General features: G+C 45.6%; 1 protein-coding gene. It reads left to right on the forward strand.

Annotation, left to right across the window (positions count from 1 at the left end):
* Window positions 1-267: 267 nt before the first annotated feature.
* Window positions 268-681 carry a hypothetical protein gene (locus ACTHTY_RS11335; RefSeq protein ID WP_440367705.1) on the forward strand — a complete coding sequence of 138 codons (414 nt, stop codon included), beginning with the start codon at window positions 268-270 and terminating at the stop codon, window positions 679-681.
* Window positions 682-712: the final 31 nt, after the last annotated feature.

A 712-nucleotide genomic window follows, 5' to 3' on the forward strand; every position in this document is an offset into this window, starting at 1 on the left:
TTCCAGCAGGGTGGCGTGAGCCGTGCGTAAGTTGGCTGGGTGGACTGGTTTTTGGTAGGTGGTGAATGTTGTTTTTGTTGGTATCGGGATTGGTGGCGTTGCAACCAACAGCTGCATTAATGGGTAGCCCTTCTGTGGTTGCCCTGTTCTGTTTTCCGTCAAGTGTTTTTAAGTACATATTTTTCTTCTCTTTGTTTTTTATATTTTTATTCAGTGGGGGGTGTTTTGTTTGTTTGTTTTTTTGCTTAGTGTGGGGTTTTTGTTGGTTTGGGTTTTGTTGTTGTTGTTTGGGTGGGGTTGTTTGTTGTTTTGGGTTGGTGGGTGGTTTGGTTTTGGGGTGGTGTGTGTTGTGTGGTTGTTTGTTGGGTTGTTTTTTTGTGGTGGGTTGGGTTGTTTTGGGGGTGGTGGGGGGGGTTGTTGTTTTTGTTTTTGGTTTGTTTGGTGTTGTGTTGTTGGTGTTTTTTGTGTTTTTTGGTTTTTTTGTTGGTTTGGGTGTGTTGTTTTTTTGGTGGTGTTTTGTGGTTGTTTTTGTTTTGGTTGGGTTGGTGTTTGGTGGTGTTTTTGGTTTGGTGGGGGGGGTGGTGTTGGGTTTGGGGGGGTTGGGGGGGGGTTGGGTGGGGGTGGTGTGGTGGTGGGTGGTGTGGTTTTGGGGTGGGTTTTGGGTGGTGTTGTGTCCCCTAAAAAAGAAAGTTTTATGCACACACTCTACCTA

This window comes from Neisseria sp. P0019.S002 (assembly GCF_051957155.1).
Taxonomy (GTDB): Bacteria; Pseudomonadota; Gammaproteobacteria; order Burkholderiales; family Neisseriaceae; genus Neisseria; species Neisseria perflava.